This window comes from Brevibacillus sp. MS2.2 (genome assembly GCF_013284345.1).
Taxonomy (GTDB): domain Bacteria; phylum Bacillota; class Bacilli; order Brevibacillales; family Brevibacillaceae; genus Brevibacillus; species Brevibacillus brevis_C.
The window spans coordinates 1-21,784 of sequence record NZ_JABSUZ010000002.1 but is presented as its reverse complement, the minus strand read 5'-3'; the positions used below and the strand labels follow the sequence as shown (position 1 = coordinate 21,784).

At 48.4% G+C, this 21,784-nt stretch carries 25 protein-coding genes; 11 read left to right on the top strand and 14 right to left on the bottom strand.

All coding sequences use genetic code 11. The features are described from left to right. The first annotated feature begins 80 nt into the window (after nucleotides 1-80). Genes HP568_RS01710 through HP568_RS01695 form a run of 4 tightly spaced genes read left to right on the top strand, consistent with a single transcriptional unit; the run spans nucleotide 81 to nucleotide 2,686 of the window. Nucleotides 81-878 carry an NAD kinase gene (locus HP568_RS01710; protein WP_048031314.1) on the top strand — a complete coding sequence of 266 codons (798 nt, stop codon included), beginning with the start codon at nucleotides 81-83 and terminating at the stop codon, nucleotides 876-878. 25 nt (nucleotides 879-903) lie between these two features. Further along, nucleotides 904-1,641: an MOSC domain-containing protein gene (locus tag HP568_RS01705; RefSeq protein WP_048031315.1), complete on the top strand. Its 738-nt coding sequence runs from the start codon at nucleotides 904-906 to the stop codon at nucleotides 1,639-1,641. Then, nucleotides 1,638-2,126, top strand: coding sequence for a YbaK/EbsC family protein (locus HP568_RS01700; RefSeq protein WP_048031316.1), 489 nt, complete (start codon nucleotides 1,638-1,640; stop codon nucleotides 2,124-2,126). Before HP568_RS01705 ends, HP568_RS01700 begins: the two co-directional genes overlap by 4 nt. Beyond that, nucleotides 2,123-2,686: a hypothetical protein gene (locus HP568_RS01695; RefSeq protein WP_048031317.1), complete on the top strand. Its 564-nt coding sequence runs from the start codon at nucleotides 2,123-2,125 to the stop codon at nucleotides 2,684-2,686. The genes HP568_RS01700 and HP568_RS01695 overlap by 4 nt, the downstream gene beginning before the upstream one ends. 63 nt (nucleotides 2,687-2,749) lie before the next feature. Here the strand turns inward: HP568_RS01695 and HP568_RS01690 are convergent, their stop codons facing one another. The 9 genes from HP568_RS01690 to HP568_RS01650 all read right to left on the bottom strand — a co-directional run bounded on the left by HP568_RS01690 (nucleotide 2,750) and on the right by HP568_RS01650 (nucleotide 11,103). After that, complete coding sequence (locus HP568_RS01690) at nucleotides 2,750-4,003, bottom strand: MDR family MFS transporter (RefSeq protein WP_048031318.1); 1,254 nt, start codon at nucleotides 4,001-4,003, stop codon at nucleotides 2,750-2,752. Between the two features lie 224 nt (nucleotides 4,004-4,227). Beyond that, entirely contained in the window at nucleotides 4,228-4,719 is a 492-nt protein-coding gene (locus tag HP568_RS01685) for a GNAT family N-acetyltransferase (protein ID WP_048031319.1), read from the bottom strand. Between the two features lie 55 nt (nucleotides 4,720-4,774). After that, nucleotides 4,775-5,482 carry an exonuclease domain-containing protein gene (locus HP568_RS01680; protein ID WP_048031320.1) on the bottom strand — a complete coding sequence of 236 codons (708 nt, stop codon included), beginning with the start codon at nucleotides 5,480-5,482 and terminating at the stop codon, nucleotides 4,775-4,777. Between the two features lie 12 nt (nucleotides 5,483-5,494). Next, nucleotides 5,495-6,508 (bottom strand): DUF294 nucleotidyltransferase-like domain-containing protein, encoded by a 1,014-nt coding sequence (locus tag HP568_RS01675; RefSeq protein WP_173628295.1) that lies wholly within the window; start codon nucleotides 6,506-6,508, stop codon nucleotides 5,495-5,497. A 49-nt stretch (nucleotides 6,509-6,557) separates the two neighbouring features. Continuing rightward, the gene (locus tag HP568_RS01670) at nucleotides 6,558-7,892 is read right to left on the bottom strand and encodes an ammonium transporter (RefSeq protein WP_173628141.1); all 1,335 of its coding nucleotides are present in this window, start codon (nucleotides 7,890-7,892) and stop codon (nucleotides 6,558-6,560) included. A gap of 124 nt (nucleotides 7,893-8,016) precedes the next feature. After that, nucleotides 8,017-9,264, bottom strand: coding sequence for an MFS transporter (locus HP568_RS01665; RefSeq protein WP_173628294.1), 1,248 nt, complete (start codon nucleotides 9,262-9,264; stop codon nucleotides 8,017-8,019). Nucleotides 9,265-9,344: 80 nt separating this feature from the next. Then, nucleotides 9,345-10,529: an MFS transporter gene (locus tag HP568_RS01660; protein ID WP_048031322.1), complete on the bottom strand. Its 1,185-nt coding sequence runs from the start codon at nucleotides 10,527-10,529 to the stop codon at nucleotides 9,345-9,347. 75 nt (nucleotides 10,530-10,604) lie between these two features. Then, nucleotides 10,605-10,895, bottom strand: a complete 291-nt coding sequence (locus HP568_RS01655) for an ArsR/SmtB family transcription factor (RefSeq protein ID WP_173628140.1) — start codon at nucleotides 10,893-10,895, stop codon at nucleotides 10,605-10,607. A gap of 49 nt (nucleotides 10,896-10,944) precedes the next feature. Continuing rightward, nucleotides 10,945-11,103: a hypothetical protein gene (locus HP568_RS01650; protein WP_017250025.1), complete on the bottom strand. Its 159-nt coding sequence runs from the start codon at nucleotides 11,101-11,103 to the stop codon at nucleotides 10,945-10,947. Between the two features lie 135 nt (nucleotides 11,104-11,238). Here HP568_RS01650 and HP568_RS01645 point away from each other — a divergent pair, with 135 nt between their 5' ends. Both HP568_RS01645 and HP568_RS01640 read left to right on the top strand, forming a co-directional pair. Next, nucleotides 11,239-11,592, top strand: a complete 354-nt coding sequence (locus HP568_RS01645; protein ID WP_048031324.1) for a toprim domain-containing protein — start codon at nucleotides 11,239-11,241, stop codon at nucleotides 11,590-11,592. Between the two features lie 64 nt (nucleotides 11,593-11,656). Next, nucleotides 11,657-11,863, top strand: a complete 207-nt coding sequence (locus HP568_RS01640) for a hypothetical protein (protein WP_012684645.1) — start codon at nucleotides 11,657-11,659, stop codon at nucleotides 11,861-11,863. Nucleotides 11,864-11,896: 33 nt separating this feature from the next. On the opposite strand, the gene HP568_RS01635 is transcribed toward HP568_RS01640, so the two are convergent. Then, complete coding sequence (locus tag HP568_RS01635) at nucleotides 11,897-12,676, bottom strand: undecaprenyl-diphosphate phosphatase (protein WP_173628139.1); 780 nt, start codon at nucleotides 12,674-12,676, stop codon at nucleotides 11,897-11,899. Between the two features lie 190 nt (nucleotides 12,677-12,866). Between HP568_RS01635 and HP568_RS01630 the strand changes: the two genes are divergently transcribed. Continuing rightward, the gene (locus tag HP568_RS01630) at nucleotides 12,867-13,787 is read left to right on the top strand and encodes a CvfB family protein (protein ID WP_173628138.1); all 921 of its coding nucleotides are present in this window, start codon (nucleotides 12,867-12,869) and stop codon (nucleotides 13,785-13,787) included. Between the two features lie 56 nt (nucleotides 13,788-13,843). Here the strand turns inward: HP568_RS01630 and HP568_RS01625 are convergent, their stop codons facing one another. Genes HP568_RS01625 through HP568_RS01615 form a run of 3 tightly spaced genes read right to left on the bottom strand, consistent with a single transcriptional unit; the run spans nucleotide 13,844 to nucleotide 17,317 of the window. After that, nucleotides 13,844-15,790, bottom strand: coding sequence for a TRAP transporter permease (locus tag HP568_RS01625; protein ID WP_048031327.1), 1,947 nt, complete (start codon nucleotides 15,788-15,790; stop codon nucleotides 13,844-13,846). Continuing rightward, on the bottom strand, nucleotides 15,791-16,324 hold the full coding sequence (locus tag HP568_RS01620) for a DUF1850 domain-containing protein (RefSeq protein ID WP_048031328.1): 534 nt from the start codon (nucleotides 16,322-16,324) through the stop codon (nucleotides 15,791-15,793). It abuts the gene before it with no gap. A gap of 6 nt (nucleotides 16,325-16,330) precedes the next feature. Further along, nucleotides 16,331-17,317 carry a TAXI family TRAP transporter solute-binding subunit gene (locus tag HP568_RS01615; RefSeq protein ID WP_173628137.1) on the bottom strand — a complete coding sequence of 329 codons (987 nt, stop codon included), beginning with the start codon at nucleotides 17,315-17,317 and terminating at the stop codon, nucleotides 16,331-16,333. 166 nt (nucleotides 17,318-17,483) lie between these two features. Here HP568_RS01615 and HP568_RS01610 point away from each other — a divergent pair, with 166 nt between their 5' ends. The 3 genes from HP568_RS01610 (at nucleotide 17,484) to HP568_RS01600 (ending at nucleotide 20,891) form a co-directional block, all read left to right on the top strand. Beyond that, nucleotides 17,484-18,770 carry a sensor histidine kinase gene (locus tag HP568_RS01610; RefSeq protein WP_048031330.1) on the top strand — a complete coding sequence of 429 codons (1,287 nt, stop codon included), beginning with the start codon at nucleotides 17,484-17,486 and terminating at the stop codon, nucleotides 18,768-18,770. Between the two features lie 4 nt (nucleotides 18,771-18,774). Beyond that, nucleotides 18,775-19,713, top strand: a complete 939-nt coding sequence (locus HP568_RS01605) for a response regulator (protein ID WP_048031331.1) — start codon at nucleotides 18,775-18,777, stop codon at nucleotides 19,711-19,713. 122 nt (nucleotides 19,714-19,835) lie between these two features. Continuing rightward, the gene (locus HP568_RS01600; protein WP_173628136.1) at nucleotides 19,836-20,891 is read left to right on the top strand and encodes a tetraprenyl-beta-curcumene synthase family protein; all 1,056 of its coding nucleotides are present in this window, start codon (nucleotides 19,836-19,838) and stop codon (nucleotides 20,889-20,891) included. 11 nt (nucleotides 20,892-20,902) lie between these two features. Here the strand turns inward: HP568_RS01600 and HP568_RS01595 are convergent, their stop codons facing one another. After that, nucleotides 20,903-21,076: a YlaF family protein gene (locus tag HP568_RS01595; protein WP_007722723.1), complete on the bottom strand. Its 174-nt coding sequence runs from the start codon at nucleotides 21,074-21,076 to the stop codon at nucleotides 20,903-20,905. 119 nt (nucleotides 21,077-21,195) lie between these two features. Here HP568_RS01595 and HP568_RS01590 point away from each other — a divergent pair. Further along, a partial coding sequence (locus HP568_RS01590) for a PilZ domain-containing protein (protein ID WP_173628135.1) occupies nucleotides 21,196-21,784 on the top strand: 589 nt, incomplete at its 3' end.

The following is a 21,784-nucleotide window of genomic DNA, read 5'->3' as shown; positions in this document are numbered from 1 at the left end:
GATTTTTCCTATGGTATAGTGAAGACAAACAACAGAGCGTACAAGACCGCTTGTAAGGATAAAAGTGAGGGCAGACCAGCATGAAGATTGCGACTGTACTGCGAAATGACGATTTTACACGAGAAGTGGAACAAGCATTAAAAGAAAAGCTCCATGCAGCCAATAGCCCATTTACCTTTGTGAAGGGACCAGGTGAGCAGCCGGATATGGTGTTGTCCATCGGGGGAGACGGGACACTTTTGGAGGCCGTCCATCAATACGGAATCGAGCCGTCTTATGTGGGGATTCATACGGGACATCTCGGCTTCTATGCGGACTGGCGGCCTGAGGAGCTGGACGAATTCGTTGAACGTCTGATGAACGATGAGCCTCTGATCGCGGAATACCCGACGGTCCAATGCCGGATTAGTACAAGAGATGGAAAGCAGTATGAAAAGTGGGCGTTGAATGAAATGGTTTTGCGTAACGCGAATTTATCTACCTTGGTGTCGTGCGTCTATATAAACGGCGATGAGCTGGAGACGTTTCGCGGTGACGGCTTGATCGTTTCGTCACCTTCAGGAAGTACAGCCTACAACAAGGCCGTGGACGGAGCGATTGTTCATCCGTCTATTGAGGCGATTCAGTTGTCCGAGATCGCTTCGATCAATAACCAGGCGTATCGGACGATCAACAGCTCGCTCGTATTGCCAAAGCATCATGAAGTAGAGCTGATCGTCATGAATCCTGAGATTATGATCGGCTTGGATCGTGAGCAGGCTGTATGGAGAGATGTGTGTTCCATTCGTTGCCGAGTGGGACCTGACAAAGTGAAATTCGCTCGCTACAAGCGACTGACGTTTTGGGGGCGGGTTCGTAATTCGTTTATATCCGGATAGAGAAAGCGTTGGGGAGGGGAACCAAATGAAAAAAGTAGGAACACTGCAGACCATTTTCCGTCATCCTGTCAAAGGGATGCGGGGGGAAGAGCTATCATCAAGTACGGTCGATGAATTTGGCTTGTATGGAGACCGTGCCTATTATTTTTGGGATCATGCCCGTCAAGGTAAGTATCTCAGTGCGGATGTTGTGCCTGCTCTTATCGGGTATCACGCCAGCATGAGCGAAGGGACAGGAAAAGAAGCGTATCCGCCGATTCGGATTGAAGCCCGAGATGGCAGTGTACATACGTGGGATGATGCTTTATTTGCCCATGTCGCAGAGACGGCGAAGCGCTCCATTACGCCTATGATTAGTAGTCCGCAAGAAGGTGGCGTGAACTGGGAAGACCACATTCTGCTGGTTACGGATGCCTCTCTTAGAGAGATCGCACGGCAGATTGGCGCAGAACAGATAGATCCACGACGTTTTCGGGGGAATTTGGTCGTGGTCCTGGAGGATGATGAGCCGTTTGCGGAAGACAAATGGATCGGCAAACAGATCAAAATCAATGATGTGACCTTGCAAGTCAACAAGCACTGTGAGCGCTGTGTATATGTCAATATCGACCCAGATACGTTGGCGATGACTCCTGCCGTATTGAAGGCATGCGTCAAGCGTCACAATAATCACTTCGGTGTATATGCTTCGGTTGTCACGACAGGCAGTGTGTCACAAGGCGATGATGTTTTTTTAGTGGAGATGGGAAGTGACGGGGAATGATTGCAAGCCCTCTGGAAAAGGTTCGCAGTTACGTACAACGCTATGACTCGAGCATCGAGCCGATATTGTTTGAACAGCCCTTACCTACGTCCGAAGTGGCTGCGCAGGCATTAGGTGTCGAGATTGGCCAAATTGCAAAGTCAATTTTGTTTCGGGTAGATGAGCAGTTCGCCTTGTTCGTGGCAGCAGGCGACGTACGTGTCCATCCCAAGCAAGTGAAGGCAGCTTTTGGCCAAGGAAAGCCAAAGATGGCTACACCGGAAGAGGTAGAAAAAATGACAGGCTTTCGTGTTGGAGCGGTTTGTCCGTTTGCTTTACAGGAAGAAGTGCCTGTCTATGTGGATCGGTCCTTGAAACGCTTTGCTGTGGTTTATACAGCGGCTGGCATCGCTGAATCGCTTTTACCGGTATCTTATGAAGCCTTGTTGGAGATGACAGGGGCGAAAGAAATCGATGCCGCTTCGGCAGAAGGGAGCGCATCATGAAAAAGGTTGCAGTCGCCATCGCAGTAGTAGCCATCGTCGTAGTCGCGGGTCTTTCCATGCTGGGAATGTCTAATCAAACGACTGCAATTGAAAACAACATCTCCCATTCTGCTTCCTCGTTTAAAGAGATGACAACAGACACGTATCTGAGTCATTACAACAAAATCAAAGAAGAGTTAGCTGTGAAAGGAATTCATACCCTGCCTTTTCAGCTTGAGCTGGACAAGCAAACGAATTACTACCGCTTTTATTATCCAAAACAAGAAAGTGCGGCAAATGAAAAAGCGATATGGGTAAGCGTCATGCTGAGCGGTGATCAAAAAACAATAGACGGTATCATGTATGAAGGGGTTCCTGACGTTCATACAGTGAAGGCGATGATCCAAGCTACTGGACTTAACTGGACACCGGAGCTGGATCAGTTCATTGCGGTTACCAACGTTGCAAAAACGCCAAAAGAAATGGTTGTTTCCGATGTGAAGGTAACGATTGAAGGAACGTCAACACAAATAAAAGTAATGGTTGACCCCGTGAAATTAGAAGCTCCGAAAAAATTATAATGCTGAATGAAAAAGTGGTTGGCAGGAGGCTATGGCTGCGCAACCACTTTTCGTTGTTGTAGTTTAGCTGCAAGGAGAGGACTCGCGTTTCAAAACGATTTGGAATAGCCTCCCATAAAGAAAGGCACTTAAGAGGGAGCATAACAAGATAAACCCAAAAACGCCAATCGGCATGATCCACTCCGAAAGAATGACGGTCACGGGAGCGAGGAAGCGGCCGAGCGAGTACTGCAGGTTAGCGGCACCCATGTACTGTCCTCGTGCATGTTCTGGTGCGTATTTGCTGACGAAGCTCTGCTCGACCGGAGTTCGCATCACTTCCCCTACTGTAAAAATGACCACGCATCCGAACAACAGCCATGCATTCGTCGTGAATCCCACCAAAAACATGCCTATGCCAAATAGCAAGGAGGACAAGAGGAAGACATTCCGATCGCTCCAGTTCTCAAACCATTTGGTAACAGGCAGGGCACACAGAACAAACAGAAGGCCGCTGATTCCCAGCATCCATCCGAAAATCTCCGTACTGCTAAGCGAGAGTGACCAGGTATTCCACGAAAGCAGTGTCTGCGCTGGAACGAATTCCTTTACATAGACTGCCAAAAATAAATCGAGCTGCACGATTGCAATCGTTATCAGCATGCCTGCGAAAATATAGATGGCAAAAGCTTTGTCGCGTAGAATGACAGCATAGCTCTGCCATTGCTCCTTCATAACGGAAGGGAAATGGATAGAGGCGACAGAGCTTTTTACGGTCGGTGGCAGTGTCTCTCTCACATTAATCCAGATCGCAATCGAATACAAAAAAGTGACAAGCGCACAAGTCCACAGCAGTTCACTGCGGTATTGAAAGAAAAAGATGGCCCCCAAGGCGGGTCCCAATACGGCGCCAATGTTCATAGCTGTAACGAAGGTAGCGAAGGTTCTGCGTCTGTCTTTTTCGGAGGTGAGATCAGCGACCATCGCAGAGCTCGCCGGGCTGTATATCGCTTTGCCGAGCCCGATTCCAATAAACGCAAGATAATCGATCCAAGAGGAGAGGGAGAAGGCAAACAGAACAAACATGCTTGCCTGCAAAAATGCTCCTGAAAGCATGACGTATCGACGACCAAAGCGATCAGCTAGATAGCCGCCAAAAAGATTGCCGATCATACTCATAATCGGTGGCACTGTCATGAGTAACCCGGCAACATTTTTGCCAAAGGTATCACTAAAGTGGAGGGTAAGAAAGGGAAAGTACATCCAAAACAACAGGTTAAAAAGCGTCTCGCCGATCAATCGGGTCTTCAAATTCAGATCCCACTTCAGCCATTGCACAGCAGGTGTACCTCCTGTTTTTGATTCCCTGGCCAGGTACACCTACTTTAGTGCAAATTTTCAAAAAGATATAGACTTATAATCATCCGTCGGGTACACTAATATCATAAGGGCTAAGGGATTAGACCCTGACTTAAGATGTGCCACTTTTAGGTATTCGCTTCCTACACAACAAATAAGCCGACACTTCCTTGTGGAAAGGGGTGTCGGCTTTTCGCATGCTGTTACTTGACCATCCATTGATAAAAATGAACATCGTGCCACTCTCCGAATTTAAATCCCACCTCTTGAAACTTCCCTGCCAAGGAAAAGCCGAATTTCTCGTGCAGCTTCACACTGGCATCATTGCCACCTACGATTCCGCTCACGATCGTGTGGTATTCGAGTTGTTTGGCGCGCTCCAGAATCGCACTCATCAAGGCAGTGCCGACACCTTTCCCGCTTTGATCAGGGGCGATATAAATAGACAGTTCCGTAGATTTTTGATAGGCGGGCTTCTCACGGAAAACGGACAGACTGCAATATCCGATCACTTTCCCTTCGTATTCGGCGACGATGATCGGATGTTTGCCACCGTGCTTGTGAAACCACACTTCACGCTGGGCCAAGGTCTGTGGCTCCAAGTCAAATGTTGCAACAAGGTTTTCCACCGCGTAGTTGTAAATAGCGAGCATAGTGGGCAGGTCACCCAGAACTGCGTCTCTGATCTGTAACATGATATTCTCTCCTCATGTTGGTTGGTAGGACTTGTTGAACTTATTCGAACTACTTCTAGCGTACGGCCTCGTAAACCTGCCGCAGATTTGTAAAGCCTTGGGATTGTGCTTTTACCAAATACTTCGCCCAGAGAGCACCAGCGGCAACAGCGTCACAGTAAGCGTGATGCCTGCGTGAGATCGGGATGTCGTGTGCCGTACAGAGTGCGTCCAGCGAGCCGTTGCCAATGGGATTACTCAACAATCGGATGAGCAGCATCGTATCCAGCATGCGGTGCGTAAGCGGACGTCGGCTCGTTTTCCAAAGCCCAGATCGTAAAAATTCACGCTCATGGCGAGAATGATGGGCGACGAGCGGACGATCTCCGACGAATTGAAAAAAACGGGACAAAGCTTCTAATAGCGGCGGGGCATCGGCAACCATATCATCGGTAATCCCTGTGAGAGAGCGGATGTGTGGAGGAATCGCCCGCCCGGGATTGACCAGCGTATAAAAAGAATCACCAAGGAGGAGGTGCTCTCCTCTCATGGCGACGGCTCCCATCGAGATAATCGCGTCTCCGTGATCGGGATAAAAACCGGTCGTTTCCAGATCGACGACGACAACCTCTAGATCGTGCAGAGGAATATCGGCACTGGAATCGACTGGTTTATTCGCTTTGGAGATGGAGCGCAAATAGGCGATGTGCTGTTTGTCATCTGTTATATCTGGAAGAGCCTGACTCATATGCCAAATACGATCAAATAAATCCCATTTTGCCACGCAAATCGCCTCCTATCCCCCAAAAACGGACGGGAGCTTTTCTGTCATTTTTTGCAGGCGGATCGCTAGCTTCATTGACTGTCGCACCATCACTTGGGTGTCAGGAGAAAGCTCCCCTAGTTTGATATAGCTATTGCTCGTGTATTGCCCATCTTCCCAATGGAGGGGAGCAATCAGTCGCAGACCTTGAATTTGTCGGAAGTACGCGGCTACCTCGTCACAGAAGCTTTTGCTCCAGACTCCTTTTTCGCCGAGTAGATCCAATCGTTCCAAGGTAGAGCTGGCAAAGATGCCATGCGCCAAGGCAAAATGCCGTACGCAATTCACCAGTGGCAAATAAATGCCGTACTTCACATTGATGGCGCCGCGGAAGCGTCCATGGACCTCAGGTAAAACTCTGCCGAATATTCCGAGTGGCACCCGATAATGCAAAGTATTGCTCACCAGTCGATTTAGCAAGAAGCCATTCCCTGCAAGCAATTGACGGAAGCGGTCATGGACGGGAGTAAAAATGGCAGATTCGCCCCATAAGACACGCACATCACTTGCGAGCAGTAAATAACGAGCGTTTTCCCAGATGGGGTGAGAGACCCATCTGTCTATTTGGTCCAGCCATTGTTCGGTGCTGCCTCGCCATTTTGGAGAGAGGCAAGTGACATTCCCTTGGCAGGGAGGATAGCCGGCTACCTCCAAGCCAGCAACGATCGTCGCTCCCAGCAACTGAAAGTAGCCATGTATCTTTTCTGTGTCCTGTTCGCCCAGATGATCTGGCAGTTGATAGACGAGGCCGTTATCCTGATCGCTGATGAGTGCTTGCTCTGACCGGCCACCACTGCCGAATTGCAAAAAGGCAAAGGGGACGGGAGGGGTACCCAAGCCCCTTTTGGCAAGGTCGTTCACTGCGAGGAGCACCCCTTGTCGGATGAGATTGTCGTGAATCAGATTGACGACGATCGAAAAGGGGGCCAATTCCCCTGCGCGATTCAATGGACGCAAGACAGAGGGATTCAGCAATTCTCGTCGCAATAAGGCCAGCTCGCCAAAGGAGTCAACATTCCGTATTTTTTCCACTTGTTCAGGTGAGAGAGTGAGAGGTGCTGCTTTGAGTAGATGCAGCCGGTCGTACGCGTTCAGGCTGGAGTAGTTCGGGATAGCCGTATCCCCCGTGTTCGCTAAGGTCAAGACCAACCACCTCTTCCTCTTCTGTGACTCGCAGGCCAATGGTTACTTTTAACACATACAAAATGATGAAGGCTACTAAGAAGACGTAGAGAGCGGAGCCAGCCAAGCCCAACGCTTGAATCCCTAACTGGTGCAGGCCGCCGCCATAAAACAGACCTGGACTGCCTACGCCGACCTTTTCGGCAAGCTCCGGAGTAGCGAATAAACCCGTGGACAACGTTCCCCAAATACCAGCCACCCCATGCACGGAAAAAGCGAAGACAGGATCATCAATTCCCATGCGGTCAAACCAAATGGATGTATAGAATGTAAGTATACCTGACACCGCGCCGATCACGACAGCTGCCCACGGATCGACGAAGGCGCAGGATGCTGTAATCGCGACGAGAGCAGCGAGTACGCCGTTGAGCATGCTTGGGATATCTGCTTTTCCCATGACGATCCAGGAGATGGCGAGAGCGGCGACAGCTCCTGCTGCGGTAGCGAGATTGGTAGTGACGGCGATATAGCCGAAAAATCCAGATGTGCTACCGAGCGTGGAACCGGCGTTAAAGCCGAACCAGCCGATCCAAAGAAACAGGACACCTAAGACAGAGTAGACTTGGTTGTGACCAGGAATCAGATTGGAGCTGCCGTCGCGATTGTATTTTCCGATGCGAGGCTTCAAAAGGATAGTGGCGACGAGTGCGACGATGGCACCTTGGAGATGGACAACCGTAGAACCAGCGAAGTCTTGCATTCCGAGCTGTGCCAACCAACCGCCGCCCCATACCCAGTGACCGACGACAGGATAGATGAGGACAGTAAACAGTACGCTGAAAATAAAATAAATAGACAGCTTGGCGCGTTCAGCAAAACCGCCCCAGGCGATCGCGAGTGAAACGGCCGCAAAAGCGAGCTGAAAGAGGAAGAGAATCGAGATAGGAACAGTTGCTGCGGAAAAAGCGGAGAAAGCGTCTTTTTGCATGCCGTCAAAAAAGAATCCGGAAAGTCCGATGAAAGAGTTGCCGACTCCAAACGTCAGACCAAAGCCAAACGCCCAAAAGGCAATCGAGCAGATGCCAAAGGTAAGGACCGTTTTGCCTGCGACGTGACCAGCGTTTTTCATGCGAGTAGAACCAGCTTCCAGCAGGGCGAATCCAACCTGCATGAGAATAACCAGAATGGCTGAGACCATGACCCATGTGGCGTCAATGGCAGATGAGAGACTTGCGACAGTAGGTTCCATCCATCTACCTCATTTCTGTGTCATATAACCTGACACCAATTTATTTATGTCAGATTATATGACATGAAAATTCCGGTTGCAATTGTTTTTTTGCAAATAATGAGAAAACACCAATCCTTCCGTCTTAAGCGGAGGAGGATTGGTGTTGTGTGGTTGGTTTTCGTTTTTCAATCAGGAAGCCTGCGAAGCTCATGACCGCGAGGAATAGTCCACTGACGAGGAAGAGCTGCTCGACAGGCCATTTGCCCATCCAGATGGCGCCTAGGCTGCTGGACAAGGTAGAAAAGAAGGTGAACATGAGCATGTTGATCGCAAATATTTTGCCTGTACTGCTGCTCGTTGCTTTGATTTGAATGGCAGTCACGGTCGGGATACCAATGAGCGGTCCACCGAACCCTGCAACGGCTGCTCCGAGGAAGGCAATCCAGTGAGCGGTGCCTCCTGTCGTAAGCAACAGGAATCCAATTGCCTGAAACACCCATCCAATCAAAATGATAAACAAATAGCGGCTGTAGAACGTTCGAGCCATGTACAGGCTTCCCAGCAGGTTTCCGATCCCGTAAAAGCCCAACAAGACAGCTAGTGTACTTCCGTTTCCTTGCTGCATGCGTTCGGCCATAAACGGGAAGCCCACCGTATAAGTGACCTGCCAGACGAGAAAGCCCATATTGCTAAAGAGAAGAATCAAGAACAGGGCGCGATTCTGTTTTAGCTCCTGTAAACCTGAGGCAATATCCCGGGTGTACTGGCTGGGTGTCATTTTCGTCGTAGACATTCGCTGTTGATCAGTTAACGAAATACGAATGGCATAAAGAAACAAGACGGATATTAAATAGCTGCCTGCGTTTACGAAAAACAAAGTAGACAGCGGCATAATCGAAGCGACTAGTCCAATCGACATTGGCGCAATAATCCGAATCGTCCGGAAAGTCGTGTCCAAGATGGCATTTGCTCGTCCTAGCTGTTCTTGGGGAACAACTGATTTGAGCGCAACAGTCCGTGCTGGCTGAAACAGACTGGAGAACAACCCCAATAAGAATTGAGCTGCCAGAAAAAAAGCAAACTCTTCCACACCGATGTAGACCAGGATGCCAACGATGATTGCGACAACAATTCGCGCAACATCCGCTCCCACCATGAGCATGCGTGGGCTGTACCGATCAGCCATGACCCCGCCGACGAGGTAAAACATGAGACCCGCCACCATTTCCGGGATCACGAGCAAGCTCAGCACCGTACCCGATTTGGTTGCTTGCAGTAAATACCAGAGTAATGCGAAGCTGTAGCATTGATCACCGATGCTTGCCGTCATTTGCGCGAGCCAGAGTTTGAGAAACGAACTGTTTTTCCATAAAGATGGGGATGAATCCACGTTGACCCTCTCCGTCCTGCTGACTGCGATAAAATGAATTTGACCATAGCGTAGCAAGGCGAAGAGGGAAAGTAAAGGACTCATGCTCGTGCGGTTACATTTAATTTACCAGTCCTCCAGACAAAGAGAAAATAAGCGATAAGAAAAGTGAAGGAGGCGAAGGTGCTGACCCCCGCGAAACCAAAATTAGAATACAAATTGCCTGCGAAAGAAGAGGCAATGAAAGTCCCTATGTACATGCAAGCGTTGGCCAAGCTCGATATGGTACCGCGCGCGGTGTCAGATAATGATTGCAAGTAGCCCATCAGGACAGGCACGAGTACACCGCCGAAGCAGTACAGGAAGAAGAGGACAACCTGCAAAAAGCCAACTCCCGGTATGTAAGGCAAAACAAGATAGAGCAGGGCGCTGCCCAGAAACCCAACAGTCAAAATCGTATTTCTCTTCCAACGCTCGAGTAACCAACCGCTGAGTAAGCTGCCAACGGTGTTGCCAAGCCCGATAACTAGAGTAATCAAGCCAATTTCGGTAACGGATTGCTGATATTGATCGGAAAGCCATACGCCATAGAATGAAAAGACTGCATAGACACCCGTCATGAAAACGAAATAGCCGATAAAGCTGCGTGAAGCTTGTGGTAGTCGCAACAGATCCTTGTAACGTGCAAAAATAGCCACTCGGGTGTTGTTTGTTCCAAGCCCGGCTATGGAGGTAGGAGGCAATAAATCAGGAAGTTTTCGGATGATGAGTACAAAAGCTCCGAGAGAAGTAATTCCTACAGCCAAAAAAGGAAGCGACCAATGATAAGCTGACAGAAAACTGCCTATAGGTACACCGATCACTTGGGAAACGGAAAGACCTGCCATGACAACCCCCATTGCTTTTCCGATACGAGCAGGGGGAAACAAAACAGGAATGGCAGCCCACACTTGAGGACCGATAAAGGCAGAACAGATCCCGGCAAGGAAGCGAAAGAAAAGCATCGCGGTGAAACTAGGTGCAAAGGCGCATGCAAGTGTGGAAATTGCAAATCCGAGCATACCGGCTGCCATCACATGTTTTCTATTTCGATTATCAGATAGCGGACCGGCTACTAAAGCGGCCAAAGCAAAACCAAGAGCATAAGTTCCAATCAGCCAGGCTGCCTGGTTCGTGGATACATGATATAACTCTCGCAAGGTTGGCAGCAGTGGGCTGATGATAAATGTGTTCGTACCGATCAAAAACATGGTGAAGAAAAAGATCATCAAAAATAGGCGCTCCATACTAAAACTCTCCTCTTTGTTTTATAATTATATAGTTAAATAACTTTTGAACTATCGAGTAAAAAAAGGATACCATTACAAGGTATCTAAAAAGCCAGGCAGTATTTGATCGAATGTCTCTTTATAGATGCGCATGTATCGTGTTTGCCCTTCCTTTCTGACTTTGATTAATCCTGCCTCTCGAAGTGTCTTGAAATGATAGGAGGCATTGGACTTGGAAGTGTCGCAGGTCAAGCCGACTTCCGTACAACTCAGCTCGTTGTCGGAACGATACAAGGCCTTTAAAATGGCTAGCCTTGTCTCATCTGCCAACGCTTTAAAAATCTTGATTCGCTTTTCGGTTAGTTCAAATTGTTCAATATTCATAAAACTATCTTACTAAGGAAACTCTATCCAAGCAACCATTTTATTGCTTTTATTTTTGATTCTTCCTATTTTCGTTGTTGTGCTGATGCTGATAGGAAGATCCTTGGTTGTCTTCGGTATGCGTATCATCGGCAACTGTACTGCTGGTTAGTCCTGCTACAGCTAATCCTTTTTGATTCAGGTTTTTGGCGCTTTTGAATTTGGACATGTTACTACCCCCTGTTTGTAGATGGATGCTTCTATAAGATGTCTTGTTTCGAAAGGGAGTAGTCATCCTCATTTTCCTAGCTGGATGTTGAGGTATACTATAAAAAAGTGCGTGAGTCAGGGAGGAGGGGAGCGGATGGCAGGGTGTGTCATGATCGTGGAGGGGAAGACAGACAAAGAACGCTTGCTTCGGGTGCTGGCTGAGCCTGTCACCATTCTTTGTACATACGGTTCCTACAGCTTGGAAAAAGGGGAGAAGCTGCTCACTCAAACAGAAGATGCAGATGAGGTATACCTATTTACGGATGAAGATGACAGCGGGAAAAAATTGCGAACGCATTTAAGTGAAGACTTTCCCGATGCGATCCATCTGCATACGCCGAAAATGTACAGAGAGGTTGCTGACACGCCTCTTTCGGTACTGGCAGAAATTTTGGAGCGAGCAGGCTTTGCGGTTATTGTGCCTCATCCTGATCTTGGAGAGCGGTAAGGGGATAAAACACCGTTTCATCGGCTATAACAGTAGTAAATGGAATGGTGGAGGTGCGAAGCAATTGCGTAGTTTGATGACGTTTTTTAATCGAATGAATATTATGGTGTGGCTGGTAGGTATCTTTGTCGCTCACGCCGCGCTCTATCTGGTGCTGGGGACAGCGACGTGGCTGGCTACCTCGCTTTTGGCAACAGCATTCTACGGCGTTATTTTATTGGTGGGCAAATTAATTGCCAGCCGTTATCCAGACAAGGAAGAAAGCAGATAAAAGCCGGTGAGCAAGCAGCCGGCTTTTTTCACATTACCAACCCAAGAGCTGCATGAGTAAAATGAACCCACCCAATACCCAGACGTAGATGGCGAAGCCTTTCATCGAGCCTGTACTGATGATGGTAAGCATCCAGCGAATGGCAACATATCCCGCTAGTCCGGCAAACATGGTGCCTACGAGCATTGGGATCAATAAAGCTGTTTCGAGCGGTGTTTCTACGATCTTGGCTGTTTGTAGGACACAAGCCCCCAGAATCGCAGGCAAGGATATTAAAAACGAAAAGCGAGCAGCGTCAGCACGGTCGATTCCGCGCAGGAGTGCACCGGCAATCGTCAGTCCGGAGCGGGAAATAGCTGGCAGAATCGCAGCACCTTGCAGTGTCCCGATGATGAGGGCGTCCGTGTAGTTGATTTCCTCGAATCTCCGATTTCCACGGCGCATAGACTCCACCGCCCAGAGGATCGCGCCCGTCGCAAGAAATTCCCACCCGATCGTAATGCCTGTCTGGGAGATTTCTTCAAAATAATCCTCAAAGGCGAGTCCGATCACTGCCGTAGGGATTGTACCTACGACCAATAGCTTGGTCAGCTTACTCATCGGATTCATGATGATATAACGAACCTGTGGCCAAAAGACGATAACGACAGCGATCAGCGTACCGAAATGGAGCATCGTGTCAAATAAAAGGCCTACCTCCTGCATGCCAAACATTTTGCGAAACAGGACGAGATGACCCGTGCTGGATATCGGTAAAAATTCAGTCAAGCCTTGTACAATGCCAAGAAAAATATGTTCAAGCAACAACAGCATAGGCAAGAGTCACTCCAGTCTTGAAAAAGTAGGGTCAAGCCAGTCTTACTGTCATATGTATGTCCGTGAATGGAAGACTTGCCTATTTCGTTGGGCATCGTTATTTTGTTAGAAAAAAGTTGTGGTATTTTCTTGCGGGAGATGGGTATAGTTAGTGTGCACAATGGTAGAGAGCGAGGAAAAAATACATATGTACAAAAGACAAATGCGTGAAAAGCGTGAGCCCCAAATCATTCAGAACGGCAATTTGGCGGCAGGGATGACGCTTACCATGACGGTAGCGCGAAAAACGGAAATCGGCTATTTTTTAAGCGATGGCAAAGATGAAGTGTTTCTCCATGCCAATGAAGCGCATGAGCGTTTACATATCGATGATGAGGTCGAAGTGTTTTTGTACCATGATCACGAAAATCGACTGGCTGCGACCATGGACATGCCTCATGTCGGCATGGGTGAATACGGCTGGCTGGAAGTAGTGGACATTTCTCCGCGCATGGGTGTATTCCTGGACAACGGTATTAACAAGGATCTGCTCTTGTTTATCGATGACCTGCCCAAGCATAGTGATGAATGGCCGCGTCCCAAGGATCAAATGCTGGTAGCGCTGAAGCAAGACAAGCTTGGCAGACTCTTGGCAAAGCCGGTCACTGAAAACGAAATCGTCAAGATCGCAGCAATGGCAGATCAGAGTATGAAAAACAAGTCTGTCGAAGGTACGGTCTACAAAGTGATTCAAGCAGGTGCGTTCCTGTTGACGGAGGACGAGCATATCCTTTTCATTCATCGTGATGAAATGGTAGGGCGACTGCGCCTCGGACAGACGGTGCGCTGCCGTATCAGTTTTGTACGTGAGGATGGCCGTCTGAACGGTTCCATGAAAGAGCGCAAGGAAGTGCAGTATGGCGAAGATGCGGACAAGCTGCTGCGCTATTTGATCAATCGTGACGGGGCGATGCCTTATACCGATTCGACAGAAGCGGATGTCATCCGAGAAAAATTCCAAATGAGCAAGTCCAGCTTCAAGCGGGCACTCGGCAAGCTAATGAAGGAACGCCGCGTGGAGCAAGTAGACGGCTGGACCAAAATCATTCGAACCGACAAAGACGAATAAACAGGGAAAGCCCTTCTTTGCATGAACATGCGCAAAGGAGGGCTTTTTGTTATGTTTCACAGTGTTGTTTGCACAGATTGTTTTTGTTTGCGGGCTTTGTAATACGACAACGAAAAAACGAGCCCTAGTAAAATAATACCAGCAATATCCGTTTCGATTCCAGGAATGACCGCGAGAACACCACCTGCAACCGCGAGGATACGCTCCAAGACGTTTAGCTTGGACATCCAGTAGCCGATTAACCCTGCTCCCACCCCGATCATCCCAAGCGTTGAAGTCAGCATAACCCAAATCGATTCCAGCAAGGTAGTATTAATCAGCAGCAAGGCTGGTGAGATGACGAAAATATAGGGAGCCATAAAAGCCGCGATTGATAGCCGTGTTGATTCTACGCCTGTCCGGATTGGCTTTGACTTGGCAATGCCTGATGCGGCAAAGGCAGCAAGCGCAACCGGCGGCGTGATGTCTGCGACAATGCCGAAGTAGAACGTAAACATGTGCGCCGCGATAGGAGGAACGCCCAATTGAATGAGCGCTGGAGCTGCGATGGTCGAAGTGATAATGTAGTTCGCCGTTGTTGGCGTTCCCATTCCCAAAATGAGCGATGCGATCATGGTAAAGAACAACGTAAGCAAAAGCTGGCCGCCAGCCAGATCAATCAGACCATTTGCCAGTTTCAACCCAATCCCTGTCAACGTAATCGTACCGACAATGATTCCGGCACACGCAGTTGCAGCGACGACGCCGAGAGCCATTCTGGCACCTGAGGCAAGCGCTTCTAAAATATCAGCAATAGACATGCGGGTTTCTTTGCGGAAGGCTCCTACGATGATTGTGGAGACGATACCGATAATTGCGGCGCGCTCGGCTGATATGTTCATCATCAAGGCTGTAATAATGATCACGATGGGGAGGAGCAAGTACATTTTTTTCAAAACTTCTTTTTTGTTCGGCAGTTCTTCCTTCGAGAGTCCGCGCAACCCGAGTCGCTTTGCTTCGAAGTGCGTCATAATCCAGATGCCGACGAAAAATAAAATCGCAGGAAGAATCGCTGATTTGGCGATTTCCAAGTAAGGAACGCCGATGAACTCCGCCATCAAAAAGGCAGCAGCCCCCATGACAGGTGGCATAATTTGTCCACCAGTAGAGGACGAGGCTTCCACCGCCGCGGCAAATTCGGAACGATAGCCGAGCCGTTTCATCATCGGGATGGTAAAGGCACCGGAGGTAACCACATTGGCAACAGAGCTGCCGCTAATCGTCCCTTGCAGGGCGCTGGAAAAAACGGCCACCTTCGCAGGACCGCCGATTCGTCTGCCTGCAATGACCAGCGACAAATCGTTAAAATACTCACCGACCCCTGTTTTTTCGAGAAACGCCCCGAACAGCACAAACAAAAAGATGAAGGTAGAGGAAACGGCGAGCGGCGTACCGAGAATACCCTCTAGTGTGTAGTAGCTGTGCCCAATAATCCGCTCGACATCACTGCCGCGATGCTCCAAAAAGCCTGGCATGTAAGGTCCGAAGTAGGTGTATAAAAGAAAAATGGTGGCGATTAGAGCGATTGGAATTCCGACGACTCGTCGTGCAGCCTCAAGGACAAGCACGACAGCAATACCGCCAACCACCATATCCATCGTCGTATAGTTGCCTGTTCGGGTCACAAGTCCTTCGTAGTCAATGACCCAATACAGTGACACGAAGACGCCTAACAGGGCGAGAACCATGTTCACGATTCCGATTTTGTTCTTGTTGCCTTTGGATGTCCCTGCATACAACAAATAGACAAGTACCAGTCCGAAGGCCAAGTGGATCGGACGATGAATCTGGGGAGGCAGCGTGAAGAAAAGCGTGCTGGATAACTGGTACAGGGAGAAGAGGACAAGTAGACCAAAAGAGATCCACTTCATGGGACCCGCGAGCTGGCGTGTGGCTGATTCCTTGTCGTATTGCGCGATCAGCTTATCCATTTCTTGCTGGTTCATATTTGATGTTGTGCTCATCTAGTAACCTCCTAACTCGCTCAGAATGGATCGCTTTTCTGCCTGAATCGTAATGGCTTCTCCCGGCTTGTCGATCAAGCTCAACGGAATATCCTGTCCAGCGAAAAGCAACGTATGATTAGCCCGTACTTGCCCGATAAAAAGCCGTATGGCAGGAAAAGAGCGCTGCATATTGCGAATGTGGAATCGTCCATCGGCCAGAACCAGCTCCTCACCAGGAGCCAATTCATTTTCCATGCCGATACCATAGTCGTGAAAGCTCATCTCCGATAAAATAATTTGACCGTCTACAATCCGGTATTGCTCCTCGATTGTGGAGAGATGAATAGAATGAGTCCAGCGGATGCCAAAGGATGCTTCATCCTGGATATTGGCACTCCAAACCACCTGATTCGACCGTGTATCCCGGATAACCAGAGCGTGAATCAGCGGAGTGGAGATGCCCACATAAATGACAATGACGAGAAGAAAGAAGGAGAAAAGGCGGAACAACGTCCGCCCTCTTCCCTTTGTTACTGCCTGGATAAAAACCATCTGGCTTTACTTCACGCCTTTTTCGTCGAAGTACTTTTGGGCACCTGGGTGAACAGGGATGCTGACGCCGTTCTTCACGTTCTCCAGTTTGATTTCCTTGGCTTTGGCGTGACCGAGCTTGTCGCTGTTCTCAAAGATCGCCTTTGTTACTTTGTACACGAGGTCTTCACTGAGATCGGAGCGAATCAAGAGCATCGATTTGACGGAGACGGTTGTCACTTCTTCTGGAACGGTTTGGTATGTATTGGCAGGGACTGTTGTCTTTACGTAGTAAGGGTATTTGGCGATGATTGCATCGATTTTGTCCGCGTCAATTGGAATGATTTTTACGCCAGTTGTCGCTGCCAGCTCCGTGATTGCTGCGGTAGGTGTACCAGCAGTTTGGAAGGCAGCATCCAATTGACCGTCCTGAATGGCTTTGGCAGAGTCAGCAAAGGAGAGGCGCTGGAGCTTGGTATCTTCAAAGGTCATACCGTATGCTTCCAAAATTTGCTGAGCGTTCACTTCTGTACCGCTTCCCGGAGCGCCTACGGATACGCGCTTGTCTTTCAAATCGGCAACGCTTTTTATATTGCTGTCAGCAGAGACGACGATTTGGATGGTCTCATCGTAGAGAGCGCCCAGTGCTTGGAAGGAATCAATTTTACCGTCTTGCTGGAACATGTTCGTTCCCTTAGACGCATACTCGGCAATGTCGTTTTGCGTGAAGGCAATGTCCGCCTTTTTATCACGAATGAGGCGAATATTTTCTGCTGAAGCGCCTGTGGCTTGAGCAGTAGCAGTGATGCCAGCATTTTTCGTGATATGGTCAGCCATGCCACCACCGAGTGGGAAATAAGTGCCGCCTGTACCGCCTGTTGCAATGATTAGTTGGGAAGGATCGGCGCTTCCTCCACCTGTACCTCCTTGTGTCGAGTTGCCGCCACCACATGCCGTCATGAGCGACATGGACAGAAGCAGTGTGAGCGAGAGAAGAAAATGAAGCTTCTTCAAGATAATTCCCCCTAGTCTAAATGTTCTGTTTATATTGCTTTCTTTGGCATTGTAAGGGGAGGTCTATAAAAAACTACAAAAATCTATAGAAAAATATAGTAAACTAAGAAATAAACGTTAACGATTTTTTGAACAATTTCATAGGAGGAAGTGCGGGCTACATTTTATGAGAGAGACCATTTCGATCCTGCTGCTTATGCTCATTGCTGTCCCGATTGCCGGGGAGCTCAAATTTCATCCGTTTCAAGATGATTTTCGCATTAGCTTTGGTACAACGGCTTTTTTCTTTTTTTTATTGTGGCTGCGTCCTTCTTTAGTGGCAGGGATAGTAACAGGAATAATTGTTGTTCTATTTAGAATAGTCTTGGATTTTTTGTGTGGCGATGTCTTTTCATTTCTGTCATCTCTTCAGATGCACTTCCCCGCATTTTGCTATTACGCTACCTTTGCTTGTCTATTCTCGCTCTTTCGCGTTAATACACTACATCATCGACCGCTTTGGGTGGGATTGTTGGGGACAGGCGCAGAAATAGCAGCCAATTTGGTAGAGCTGTCCTTTCGTGCTGTGTCCTTGGAGGGAGTCTTAAGGCTGGAGGTCGTAGGGCCGATTGCTGTCATTGCATTAATACGCAGTTTTTTTGTTCTTAGTTTTTTCAATATGATTCAGCTGCGTCAGGCGAAATGGATGGAAAAGCAACAGCGCAATCGAAACGAGCAGATGTTGATGCTCATCTCCAATTTGTACGAGGAAGCAGTTCTTCTAAAAAAGACATTGCATCAGGTTGAGGAAATCACGCGCGACTGCTATGAGCTGTATCGCGAGATGAACGAGGTGGAACACAAGGATGGGACGACGAACAAGCGATACGCGAAGCGACTGCTGTCCCTTGCTGGGCAAGTGCATGAAGTGAAAAAGGACAATCAACGCATATATGCAGGCCTCTCCAAGCTGATTTCTGACGAGAAAGAACGTGACTATATGCCACTGGGCGAATTAATAGCCATCATTGTTCAGGGGCAACGAAAGTACGCGAAGCTGTTGGAGAAGGACATTCAGTTTGAAACGAATGTGGAGGTGCCGTATCTCGCTTGCCACATTTACACGACACTCTCACTCATCAACAATCTGGTCGGCAACAGTGTCGAAGCCATCCGCGACCGGGGGATGGTATCGATCGTGGCTTCGATTGACGAGAGTCGGGAGTGGATTCATTTTGTTGTAACCGATGATGGGCCAGGCATTGTGGTGAAGGACAAGGAGCTCTTGTTCATGCCTGGATTTACTACCAAATACGACGTATCAGGCAGGCCATCCACGGGAATTGGGCTATCCTACGTCAAGGAAGTGACAGCCAGTCTCCAAGGAATGATTGATTTATCCGAGGACTTATGCGGACAAACAACACAGTTTTGTATTCGCCTGCCAATCGCAACTCTGATTCAGAAAGGGTGACCTCATGCGCTACTTCATTGTGGACGACGATCCTGGAATTCGATTCATGCTCGGTCAAATGATTGAGGATGCTGATTTGGGAGAGGTATGTGGGGAAGCAGAGGATGGCTCACAAATTGACCACGATTTCTTGAATTGGAAGCAAGTAGACATCTTGTTGATTGATCTTTTGATGCCGAATCGAGATGGCATTGAAACAGTGCGCCAGTTGAGGCGTTTTACAGGCAAAATTGTCATGATCTCGCAAATCGAAACGAAGGAGATGATCGCTGAGGCGTATGCGACTGGGATTGAATACTACGTGACCAAACCGGTGAATCGACTGGAGGTCATCAGTGTTCTACAAAAGGTACGGGAACGCATATTGCTCCAGCAATCCATCGAGGGTATTCAGCGGTCGCTTTCCGTTCTGTCCGGCAGTATGAACGTGACGCCTGCACTTTCCAAAGAAGCATCGTATCCTGAAAAGGGCATCTTGTCTTCCGCACGGTTTCTCTTAACGGAACTGGGGATGATCAGCGAAAAAGGCAGCAAAGATTTACTCGACATGATGGAGTGGCTGTACCGCTGGGAGAAGGAAAGGGATGGGGAGGTGAATCTCCCACCTTTACGCGATATTTTTTGGGCGATTGCAGCCCGCAAGCTGGGGAAGGGAGGGACTGTCCTGATTCAAAAGGAAACAAAGGCAGCTGAGCAGCGGGTTCGCAGAGCGATCTATCAGGCATTAACGCATCTGGCTTCCCTTGGGCTGACTGATTACAGTAATCCCAAATTCGAGAGCTATGCGACCACATTCTTCGATTTTACTGAGGTGCGAAAACGCATGCTGGAGTTGGAGAATCAGATGGAAATGACGATCTCTTCTACTCGTATCAATACCAAAAAGTTTATTTTTGTACTCTATATGGAGTCAAAAAGGCGAATTGGTGTATTTCAGGGCTGACTTTTGGAGTGGGCATCCAAATGTGATAAGATAATTCTATTGGTCATGAGCGAGGGCTTCGATGTAAGCTGGTAAAAGCTTTGGAATGCCTCCGTTTTACATTTGTTTTGGGAGGGAAATAAGTGAGCGAACTACGTAATCCATGGCAGCTACTTTACCGAGTCTATCGTCATGTGCAACCTGTTCTGGAGCGAGAGTTTGCAGCCTGGTACAAAAGAGCACAGGCGATTCCCAATCCCGAGCTGAGAAAACAGGCACAAGACAGCATGAACTCCAAAAAGTTTCACTGCCAAGGGGGATGCGTTTATGCAGCACAAGTCATCCCGTATGTGGAGACAATTGTTCCGCTGATTGTCGCCTACCAAACAATCAGTGACTACTTGGATAATCTGTGTGATCGCAGCACGTCACTAGATCCGCAAGACTTCCGTCAGCTTCACGTGTCGATGCAGGATGCACTGACACCAGGCGCGCCCTTGCGAGACTATTATTTGTACCGCGAAGATAAGGATGACGGCGGCTTTTTGGTTGGGCTGGTTCAGACCTGTCAACAGCATGTCGCACAATTGCCAGCCTATGAAAAAATCCAGGCAAAGATACTCGAGTTTTCTTGTTTGTATAGCGATTTGCAAGTATACAAGCACATTGCTCCCCATTTACGCGAGGATCACTTGTTGACGTGGTGGGATCAGTACAAAGAACGCTATCACGAGTTGCACTGGCAAGAATTTGCGGCTGTCACAGGCTCGACTATCGGGATATTCGCGCTTTTTTGCTTGGCGACTGATCCAAATGTAGGGGAAGAGCAAATTCAAAACGTAAGTGAAGCTTACTTTCCGTGGCTGTGCGGGTTACATATTTTATTAGACTATTTAATTGACCTGGAAGAAGATAAAGTAGGTGGAGATTTAAACTTCGTGAGCTATTACGATTCGGAACGGATAGCGACTGAGCGCTTGAAGCTTTTTATAGAACAAGCAAAGGCAAGCGTTAAACGCTTGCCAAATCCTGCATTTCACCGTATGATCGTGGACGGGCTAGTCGCGTTTTATCTCGCGGATCGCAAGGTAAATCGGAGCCAGCCACACATTTATACTATCGCTAGACAACTGCTGAAGCAGGCAAAGGGCTTGCCCTCTGTCCTGTTTTATGTGAACAGTTTACTTGTACGGCGATAACGGAGAAGAGGTTAGCGCATATGCTTGCGCTTGTACGAAAAGCCAAATCCCATCAACGAGAAGGCAACAACGATACAGCCAAGGATACCGAGGGGGCTTTTTTCCCCAATGGCAATGCCAACTCCGATGAGACAGGCGGTTACCAAAAATGCCAAAGCCAGTGTTACCAATTGATAACGATTCATCGGTCTGTAACCTCCTATCTGTCAATGTTCCCATTATACCTTATTTTCCGCGAAAAGCATCCAGGTAAAGATTTCGGAAATCCCGGTAATATATTTGTGCGAAGTGGTGGAGAACGCAGATGGAAAGCATAATACAAATTAGAAAAGGGAATCGAGTGATAGAAGGTCATGTTACCTATGAAGAAGGGGACTTGATCGAAGCCTTATTTCCCAGCCCATTGGATGTCACGGTGGGGGATCAGATCCCTTGTCTATTGACGGCTGATTATGAAACGATTAATACGTTTGAAGCCGTAGTCGTGGCTAAAGACAAAAATCGCTTGTTTTTGTTCCACTCTCCAACAGCTACTGAGTTTCGGGAACAGCGCAGACGCTATCCCCGTTTCGACATGGAAGTTAAGGGGTGGATCCAGTATCCGACGCAGGAGCCAGACTCATTTTTTTCCGTTTATAGCCAAATGGTGTACTTGGTGAATTTGAGCCTGGGAGGCTTGGCATTCCGCTCAGACAAACAGATTCCTGCGGATCAGCAAATTGTCTTTTCTTTTGAATTGTATGGTCGCAATCGCCCGGATGGGGTAGTGAAAACTGACCTGGTTATCATTCATGAGCGAATAGAGGGTCCGAACTATTTTTACGGCTGTACGATCAAAGGAATCAATGCTCGTCATTTTCACAATCTGCGAAAGTACATTTTGCATCGGCAAA

Excerpts from the sequence above, each read along its gene's own strand:
- HP568_RS01710 (WP_048031314.1), top strand. The coding sequence starts at position 81 with ATGAAGATTGCGACTGTACTGCGAAATGACGATTTTACACGAGAAGTG.
- HP568_RS01705 (WP_048031315.1), top strand. The coding sequence starts at position 904 with ATGAAAAAAGTAGGAACACTGCAGACCATTTTCCGTCATCCTGTCAAA.
- HP568_RS01700 (WP_048031316.1), top strand. The coding sequence starts at position 1,638 with ATGATTGCAAGCCCTCTGGAAAAGGTTCGCAGTTACGTACAACGCTAT.
- HP568_RS01695 (WP_048031317.1), top strand. The coding sequence starts at position 2,123 with ATGAAAAAGGTTGCAGTCGCCATCGCAGTAGTAGCCATCGTCGTAGTC.
- HP568_RS01685 (WP_048031319.1), bottom strand. The coding sequence starts at position 4,719 with ATGTTACAGATCAGAGACGCAGTTCTGGGTGACCTGCCCACTATGCTC.
- HP568_RS01670 (WP_173628141.1), bottom strand. The coding sequence starts at position 7,892 with ATGGAACCTACTGTCGCAAGTCTCTCATCTGCCATTGACGCCACATGG.
- HP568_RS01660 (WP_048031322.1), bottom strand. The coding sequence starts at position 10,529 with ATGGAGCGCCTATTTTTGATGATCTTTTTCTTCACCATGTTTTTGATC.
- HP568_RS01655 (WP_173628140.1), bottom strand. The coding sequence starts at position 10,895 with ATGAATATTGAACAATTTGAACTAACCGAAAAGCGAATCAAGATTTTT.
- HP568_RS01650 (WP_017250025.1), bottom strand. The coding sequence starts at position 11,103 with ATGTCCAAATTCAAAAGCGCCAAAAACCTGAATCAAAAAGGATTAGCT.
- HP568_RS01645 (WP_048031324.1), top strand. The coding sequence starts at position 11,239 with ATGGCAGGGTGTGTCATGATCGTGGAGGGGAAGACAGACAAAGAACGC.
- HP568_RS01635 (WP_173628139.1), bottom strand. The coding sequence starts at position 12,676 with ATGCTGTTGTTGCTTGAACATATTTTTCTTGGCATTGTACAAGGCTTG.
- HP568_RS01630 (WP_173628138.1), top strand. The coding sequence starts at position 12,867 with ATGTACAAAAGACAAATGCGTGAAAAGCGTGAGCCCCAAATCATTCAG.
- HP568_RS01625 (WP_048031327.1), bottom strand. The coding sequence starts at position 15,790 with ATGAGCACAACATCAAATATGAACCAGCAAGAAATGGATAAGCTGATC.
- HP568_RS01620 (WP_048031328.1), bottom strand. The coding sequence starts at position 16,324 with ATGGTTTTTATCCAGGCAGTAACAAAGGGAAGAGGGCGGACGTTGTTC.
- HP568_RS01610 (WP_048031330.1), top strand. The coding sequence starts at position 17,484 with ATGAGAGAGACCATTTCGATCCTGCTGCTTATGCTCATTGCTGTCCCG.
- HP568_RS01605 (WP_048031331.1), top strand. The coding sequence starts at position 18,775 with ATGCGCTACTTCATTGTGGACGACGATCCTGGAATTCGATTCATGCTC.
- HP568_RS01595 (WP_007722723.1), bottom strand. The coding sequence starts at position 21,076 with ATGAATCGTTATCAATTGGTAACACTGGCTTTGGCATTTTTGGTAACC.